Source organism: Tahibacter caeni (genome assembly GCF_024609805.1).
Lineage (GTDB): Bacteria > Pseudomonadota > Gammaproteobacteria > Xanthomonadales > Rhodanobacteraceae > Tahibacter > Tahibacter caeni.
Genome location: NZ_JANFVR010000227.1, coordinates 1 through 7,989 on the forward strand (window position 1 = coordinate 1; position 7,989 = coordinate 7,989).

Annotated in this window: 4 protein-coding genes; 3 read left to right on the forward strand and 1 reads right to left on the reverse strand. The window is 68.8% G+C overall.

Annotated features, from left to right (window positions below; translation table 11 throughout):
• The first annotated feature begins 275 nt into the window (after positions 1–275).
• Complete coding sequence (locus NON22_RS16865; protein ID WP_257388110.1) at positions 276–674, forward strand: hypothetical protein; 399 nt, start codon at positions 276–278, stop codon at positions 672–674.
• Between the two features lie 251 nt (positions 675–925).
• On the opposite strand, the gene NON22_RS16870 is transcribed toward NON22_RS16865, so the two are convergent.
• Positions 926–2,116, reverse strand: a complete 1,191-nt coding sequence (locus tag NON22_RS16870; RefSeq protein ID WP_257388111.1) for a serine hydrolase domain-containing protein — start codon at positions 2,114–2,116, stop codon at positions 926–928.
• A gap of 553 nt (positions 2,117–2,669) precedes the next feature.
• On the opposite strand from NON22_RS16870, the gene NON22_RS16875 reads away from it, so the two are divergent.
• Positions 2,670–6,188 carry an NHL repeat-containing protein gene (locus tag NON22_RS16875; protein ID WP_257388112.1) on the forward strand — a complete coding sequence of 1,173 codons (3,519 nt, stop codon included), beginning with the start codon at positions 2,670–2,672 and terminating at the stop codon, positions 6,186–6,188.
• 12 nt (positions 6,189–6,200) lie between these two features.
• Positions 6,201–7,970 (forward strand): pentapeptide repeat-containing protein, encoded by a 1,770-nt coding sequence (locus tag NON22_RS16880; RefSeq protein WP_257388113.1) that lies wholly within the window; start codon positions 6,201–6,203, stop codon positions 7,968–7,970.
• The last annotated feature ends 19 nt before the right edge of the window (positions 7,971–7,989 follow it).

Sequence of the window (7,989 nt, forward strand, 5' to 3'; positions counted from 1 at the left end):
CGGTGCCGGCGCTCGGTCGGCGCCGTCCGCGCCGACTGTAGCAGCCGCGGCGCGCGCGGCGACAGCCCGCTGCGCGCCGCTGCTCGTCGCGGCGCACACAGCCGCCCAGCGTCTCGATTGGTCCCTTCGTCGACCCGATACCGCCGCAACGGACGGCTCCGCCCGGAACGCGATGTCGCAAACCGCGGCCCGGACGGCGTTATTCGCAAGGTCCCGGCAATCGGCGACGCCGAGCCCGTTCCCCTGCGGCCCGCGCAACCTACAGGAGTTGGTCCATGCACGCTTCGCGTTCGAAAAAACTGCCGCTGCGTCTCGGCGCCGCCGTGCTGGCCGCCGCGTCGGCCACCGCCGCCGACGCGGCGGTGTCCACCGTCGGTTCGCTGACCTGCGAACCGGAAGCCCATTCGATCACGACGAGCCAGGAACTGACGATCGATGGCGGCTATGCCGACTGTACGGCCGCGATGGATGCGACCGACGCGGTCGTCAGCGGCGCCGGCGGCCTGGCCGATCCCGTGTTCCGCATCACCGCCAATAACGGCGCGATCGTGCGCCTGCGCCGGCTGACCATCAGCGGCGGCCGGCGTCGTATCCATTGGAGGCGCCGAGCACCTGCGCCCCCCGCGCCTGCGATGCGCAAACGCGGCGTCGTCAAGCGGTTCCACGACGAATGACGAGCAAGCGCCGCCGACTCACCCAAGGCGTTCGTTTCCTGCGGAGCCGATGCCGATCGCGGCGGCTTCGCGTCGGCGTGCGCGATTTCAGGACGACTCGGCGAAAACCCGCCGGAGCGATTCCGGGCGTCGGCGGTTGCCCGTCGGCAAGGCGAAGATGCGTCATCGCGACAATCTGCCGTGCAACCCGAGGCCTGTCCACCCTCGAAGGTCGCGGCGAGGTTGCGGGACGGGGCTGCACGTTCGCGCCTCTACCGAGCGTGCTCAGGTGAAGCCCATTCCCGATACTTCGCCAGATAGGGCGACGCGGGATCGAGCGCCTCGATGAGACGCGGCATCGCCTCGAGCGCGAAGCGGTTGGGTGCGTTGACGAACAGGATCACACCGTCGCGCGACGGAAGATAGGCGTAGGCCAGACTCATCTCCGACCAGTCGCTGCCGCCGTGGCCGATCACGCGACTGTCGCCGTAGTCCAGCACCTCGACGCCCAGGCCGTAGCCCTGAGCCTTCGGACATGCCCCAGGATTGGACGGCACGCAGCGCACGATGCTGTCTTCGCCGCGAAACGCCTGGACACGATCGCGGTCGAGCGTGAGGGCATCGCCGTAGCCGCGATGGTCCATCAGCGCTATCAGAAACCGCGCGAAATCCGGCACGCTGATCACCAGGTCGTCGGCGGCGGAATAGCTCCCGTGCTCACGACACCAACCGCCGGGCCGGCAGAAGTAGCCGTGGAACTTGCCGTCTTCGTCGACCGGCCGGGCGACGTGCGCGGGTGCTTTCCTGTCGATGCGCAGTCGCGCGTCGTCGATGCCCGCCGGACCGAACACCTGTGCGTCCACCAGATCGGGGAACGGAACGCCCAGCTTGGCCTCGGCATAGCGCGCGACGTACTCGATGCCCTCGCCCGAATAGCCGTAGCGGCTGCCGGGATCGTGCAGGAAGCGGAGCTTCCCGCCGGGCAGGAAGAAACGCCAGTTCGGAAAGCCGCTGGTATGCGTGAGCGCCATGCGGGCGGTCAATTGCCGATGCCTTGGATCATCGGCGACGTCGGGGTCGACCCAATACGGCGCCATGGGGCTGTCCAACGACAACCGGCCGTCGCCGACCAGGCGCAGAACCGTTTGCGTAGCGACCAGCTTGGTGACGGACGCAACATTGAATCGGGTGTCCGGTCCCGCGGCAACACCGGGCGCCTCTTCTCCGAAGTAACCCGTCCAGACCAGCCTGCCATCGCGGATGAGCGCTGCCCCCACGGTGACGAGTCGAGCGGATCGAGCCACTTCGGAAATTCGCTCTGCCATCCGAGTCATCGCTGCGGCATCCCGCTCGGGCAGCCCTTCCGGAACGGTGCCGGCACACGCGAGCCCGGATACCGCGCATTGTGCGATCAGCGATGCAGCGGCGATCAGCAGGCGGCTGAGTCGAGGAAGTCGAGTCATGCGATGTCTCGGGCCGTTGAAGTCAGCCGCTTCGATGCCTCGAACAGGAAACCGGTTAGGGCCAGAGCATCGCTTCGTGCAGTATTCCCCGCACCCCTCGAGAAGATCGCCCGCCGGAGTGCCCGGTGGAACGGAAAGCCGGCTCAGATACGCGATATCGATGGCGGGCTGTCGCCCAGTGCTGCAACAACCGCGTCGCATCGCTGCTAGCACGCCGGTGCGAGGCGACGTCGGCGTCGACGGCGGTGTCTCGCGGGCACGATCGCCCCGCGTCGGCGAGCAGTTCGTCGAGGGCAGTCGCGGGCCCGGCGTGCCGCCGGCATCGATTGCATTCGCCGCTGATAGCCGTTCCCGCATCTTGCCGCTAGGCCTCGACGCAGCGCACCGCGTTGCAGCGTCAGGGGGATCATCGACCCAGCGGCAGCGCACGGCTTCGGTCGTGCTACGTGTCGTGTCGTCCGCCGCCGGCGGAGGCCTCGTCCATTCCCTTGCCTGCCATGTGCCGCGCCCCGCGCGGCCCTCCGGGCCGGGCCTTCACCGACGAGGAGCCGCCATGCCGTTGCCGAGAGCGACAGAACCGCACCTGCTGCATTTCGACCTCGCCGGCGCCGGGACAGGCTATACCCTGCACGTCGCGCAGAAGCAGTTCGCGCTGAGCCCGCATTCGCGCGCGACGCGGTCGGATGCGCGCGAGGAGAATCCGTTCCTGCGCCTGCTCGCCGAGGACGCGGTCAGTCACTACGCCGACGTCGCCCTGCCCTCGGACGCGGTCGCGCTGATGTGGGTGACGCAGCCGGTGCAGGTGGCGGGGCTGATGACGGAGCGCATCGTGTCGCTCGGCATCCACGTGCCGCGCGAGGCGCGCCTGCGCGACGTGCGGCGCAAGCTCACGGCGCTGCCCGACGAGGACATCCATCCGAAGCTCGCGTTCCGCGGCCTGCAGAAGCACCTGCTGCAGAACCAGCTGCAGGCGCTTCAGGCGATGCCGGACAAGATCGCCGCGGTGCAGGATCCGTACGAGACGGCGGTGTCGCTGCTGTTCCAGCACCCGGAGCTCGTCAACCTCAACGCCGGCGCCGCCACGGGCGGCCCGGTCACCGTAATCGAACGCTGCATCCGCCGCGCGCTCGGCCAGTACGGCCTGCTCGTCGAGGCGATCCGCAGCCATCCGTCGGACTGGTCGAGCCAGGTGCGCGCGAAGGACGAGGACGGTTCGCCGCTCGTGGACGACGAAGGCAAGCCGGCCTTCGTCTCCGAACTGCACGGCGACGTGCTCGCGGCGCTGCCGAACGTGCTGTCGCGCGCCCTCGTGCTCGTCAATCAGGAAGAAGACCTGCGCGGCCAGTCGTGGTCCGTGCAATACGGCAACACGGTCGGCGACTACGCCGGCCGTGTCGCGCCGAAGGCCCAGGCGCCCAGGACCGCGCTGCGCGGCGCCGGCGACGTGCGCTGGCGGCTCAAGAACCTGACGCCGACCAGCGGCCTGGAATTCGAGCCGGACGTGCGCTTCACGCCGGCCTCTCCGGGCACTAACTGGCGCGCGGAAGGAACCTGGTCGAGCAACGACGAGCGCGCCGTGGGCCCGTTCGACGAGGCCGCGCAGAAGGCGCTGGCCGAAGGCCGTCTCTACGTCGTGTTCAACGCGATCTCCGGCGCGCTGCGGCCGGTTCCGGGCCGTGACAGGACCTATGCCGTCGCGCTCGGCGGCGCCGAGGCCGGCCGGACCGCGCAGGGCGAATGCCGTCTCAACGGCGACGGCACGGCGCTGGAGTATCTGGTCACGACGAACAGCGGCCCTTACGCCGACGCCGGCTTCGCGATCAAGGAAGGCGACCGCCTGCGCAAGCTGCATTCGATCGCCGTGCGCGACGCGGGCAACAGCGGCAACCTCATGGTCGTGCTGAAGAACCACTGGCTGCGCCATCTGTCGGCCTATGTCGAATTCCTCGACACCGCCGGCCGCGCCCGCGCCGCGCCGGGCTGGAGCTCGCGCTTCCCGCTGCCGGGAACGCGCTACGACGACCATCCGACCCGGCGCTACCTCGGCATGGTCGGTCCGGTCGAAACGATGATGGGCATTCCGCTGCCGACCGAGTCCTCGCATTTCAGCGTGCCGGTGCCGGCCGATGCGGCGACCGTACGCTTCGTCTGGGGCGGACTCGGCCAGGGCAGCAACGACCCGGTGGCCTGCCCGGCCGGCGCGATCATGACCGTCATCGTCGAGATGGCGCTGCCGGTCGTGCTGCTCGCGGCCGGCGCGGGCCTGACCGCCTCGGGCGGCCTGCTGAAGCTCGTGCGCAAGCAACCGGTCATCGGTGCATTGCTGGGCCACTTCGCCGCCCTGTTCATCAGCCTCAACGACGATCCGGCCAAGGCCGTCTGGCTGATCACCAAGAAACTGATACCGGCCGCGGCCAAGGCCACGCTCGGCGAGCTGAGCCAGTACATCGCGGGCAAGATCATCGAAGGCGGCGCGAAGAAGGCCCTGCCCTTCATCAACATGGCCATGCTGCTCGCCGACACTGCCGCGACGATGGCGCAGCTCGCGCAGACCACGAGCGCGGTGCGCCAGTCGCCGCGCGCGCACATGACCGACGTCACGCGCAGCATCGACCTGCGCATCACGATCACCTCGAGCAAGCTGTACAAGAAATTCCCCGATCACCATCACCACCTGGCCGTCGTCGTCGCCTACGACTCGGGCGTGACCCTGCCGAAGCTCGTCAGGCCGCTGCCGCCGGAAACGATCAGCGACGACATCGTCGTGGATTTCGCCGACGTGCCCGCGGCCGGCAATCTGCGCGTGCTGGTGTTCTTCTACGCCGAGAACGACTGGCAGTCGGGCCAGGGCGCGAGCGCCTGGATGAAGGCCGAAGGCGCCGGCGGCGGCCACGCGCTCGCGGTGCCGCCGATCGAGATCGAGATCAACGAGGTGCCGCTCGGCAAGTGGTCGGTCTACGAACACCAGCAGAAGCTCGTCCTGCGCGACGGCAAGCGTGCCTGGCAGGCGGGCCCGCCGCCGCAGGCGACCAAGGCCTCGCCCTCGCCGGTGCACGGTACGATCGAAAAACTGCATGCGATCACGATGGCGCAGTATCCCGAGATGATCGGCTACGCCTGGCAGGCCACCGACCAGGACTTGCCGCCCGACGACGCCGGCCGGCCGCCGACGGCGAACAGCCTGTTCGTCCAGCAGAACCTGTCCGTGCTGCAGCGTCCGCAGGACGGTCATGCGCGATCGCCGGCGGGCTTCACCGTCGCTGGCGGCATCGCCTACGACCTCGTCTCGCCGGACGACGGCTCGGGACGCAACTTCTTCGTCGACCCGACGCGCGGCGCCTACGACGAAGTCACCAACCGCGCCGGCGGCTTCCACCTGCGCCGCGTGCGCGTCGCCTACGGCGGAACGCCGGACTTCAGCCCGCGCCGCAACGAATCCTGGGGCCGCTTTCCGGACTCGGTCGACGGCATGGTCGTGCATCCGCACGGCTACGTGTTCGCGATCCGCCGCGGCGCGCACAAGCTGTACCGCATCGCCCTGCCCGATGCCGCCACCGACGACGAACACGCGCCCATGGCGACCTTGTCCTCCGGCGAAGGCGCGCGCCACGGCCTCATGAAGTCGCCGGTCGCCGTCGCGCTGGCCCTCGACGGCCGCGTGCTCGTGCTCGAATCGGGCAACAACAGGCGCGTGCAGTGCTTCGACGTCAACGGCAATCCGGTCGCCTACTTCACCGATCCGGGCAAGCCCGGCAAGACGCCGATCCTGACCCTGCGCAGCGACGGCCCCGCGTTCACCCTGTTGGACATGGCGGTGGAGGCCAAGGGCCACATCTTCATTCTCGGCCACACCGGCAGCGGCAAGAGTCCGGCCGACTACCGCCTGGATCTCTACGATCCGGCCGGCCTCTATCTGACCTCCACCGGCAATTTCACCGCCGCGCGCATCACCGTGGACTTGCTGCGAAACGTGTTCGCGCTGAACTACGAAGTGCTGGATACGAACGGCCGCCGTCCCGAGCCGGGTGTCAGCCAGTGGCGCCCGCCCGCGCCGTCGAAGCCGAGAGCCTGAGAGGAAATCGCGATGAAACGTTTCTACGGCAAGTACCGCTTCATCATCGACAACCGCAAGCTGGTGTTCTGGGAAAGCCGCCTCGGCCTGATCGGCAAGGACCGCACGACGATCCGCGACCGGAAAGGCAACATGGTGCCGCTGCCGCCGGAGTGCTGCATGTTCCTGGCGATCTCCCTCGGCGACGGCACCTGTCACCTGCAGGCCTGCAACGGCGAAGTCGTGTCCTGCAACATGAGCCCGTCGCTCGGACTCGCCACGACGTATCCGACGCAGATGTCGTTCTATCCGGCGCCGACCACGCCCATGCGTTTCAGCATCGAGGAGCTGCGCCGCTCCGTCGGCGGCAGGAGCAAGCTGCGCTATTTCATCGAGTCCGATCCGGAGAAGACCTTTCACGACCTCGGCTACATGAGCGGCCGCGCGCGCGAAGTCGACGACATCAGCGCCGCGCGCTACATCACGAACCTCGCCAACGGCTCCCAGGCCGGCACGGACTGGACGCTCGACCAGCTCGGCGACGGCCTGGACCAGATGACGTCCGCGCCGCGCAAGGTCGCGCATTTCGACTTCACTCCGGCCGGCAAGGCCGTCGTCGACGTGTCCGGCGAAGATCTCTCCGGCGTGGATTTCGGACGTTCGGATTTCAGCCGCGCGGTGCTGGCCGGCGCGAATCTCAGCAGCTCCCGGCATGCGGGCTCGCAGTTCAACGAGGCGGACCTCGACCGCGTGAACTTCAGCGGCGCGACACTCGACAACGTCGCGTTCAACGACGCCCGCATGAACGCGACCAACCTGAGCCGCGTGACCGGGGCGAGCTGCGATTTCTCCGACTGCGACCTGCGCAGCGTCATCGTCGACGCACCGCTGGCCCTGGCTTCGCCGGAGAACGCGCCGCTGCGTTTCTCGTACGCCAAGTTCAAGTACTCGCTGATCGGCGCGAACTGGCTGCGCAAGATCATGGACTGGGCGCAGATCAGCGACATTCCGAACGGCGAGAAGCTCGATGCGACCAAGGCCGATCTGACCGGCGTGGAACTCGGCGGCGTGCGCTTCGCCGCGCAGTGCAAGTTCGACAACGCAATCCTGCGCAACGCCAGTCTCGTCGAGTGCAGCCTGCCGTTCGCCTCGTTCAAAGGCGCCTCCCTCGACGGCAGCATCGCGCCGGACTACACCGGCGCCGACCTGGCCGCGGCGCGCCTGCAGGGCTGCGATTTCAGCGACGCGCGCTGCGCCCGCGCGAATTTCTCCGGCGCGCGGCTGGACGAGGCGAAGTTCGCCAAGGCCCAGTTGCAGAAAGCCAACTTCGCCAATGCGTACCTCAGGCGCGTGAACTTCGCCGCGGTCGAGCAGCGCGGCATGACCGGCGCGTCGTTCAACCGCGCCTTCCTCGTCGGCTGCGACTTCAGCGGCGCAGACCTGTCGACCTATCAGACCGACACGGTCAACCTGACGCAGGCGTATCTGCACGGCGCCGACTTCACCAATGCGAACCTCGCCGGCACCCTGATGGCCGGCGCCGGCATCGCGTTCGGCGACGGCGAGCTCGACGTGACGATCGACGGCGACCGCAACCCCGTCGACTACGACGCCACGACGATCGACGCCGGAGCCACGACGACGCGCGAGACGACCTGCCCGCTCGGCAACAAGGGGCCGTGCACGGAAACGCAGATGCACACGCGCACGCCGTTTCCGACGGTCTGGCCCTGGCCGCTGGGCCGCGCGGCGGAGCGCGACGACGACGCTACCGCGGTCGACACGGCCGTCGACGCCGGCTGAGGCCGGCCGCGGCGCAGCG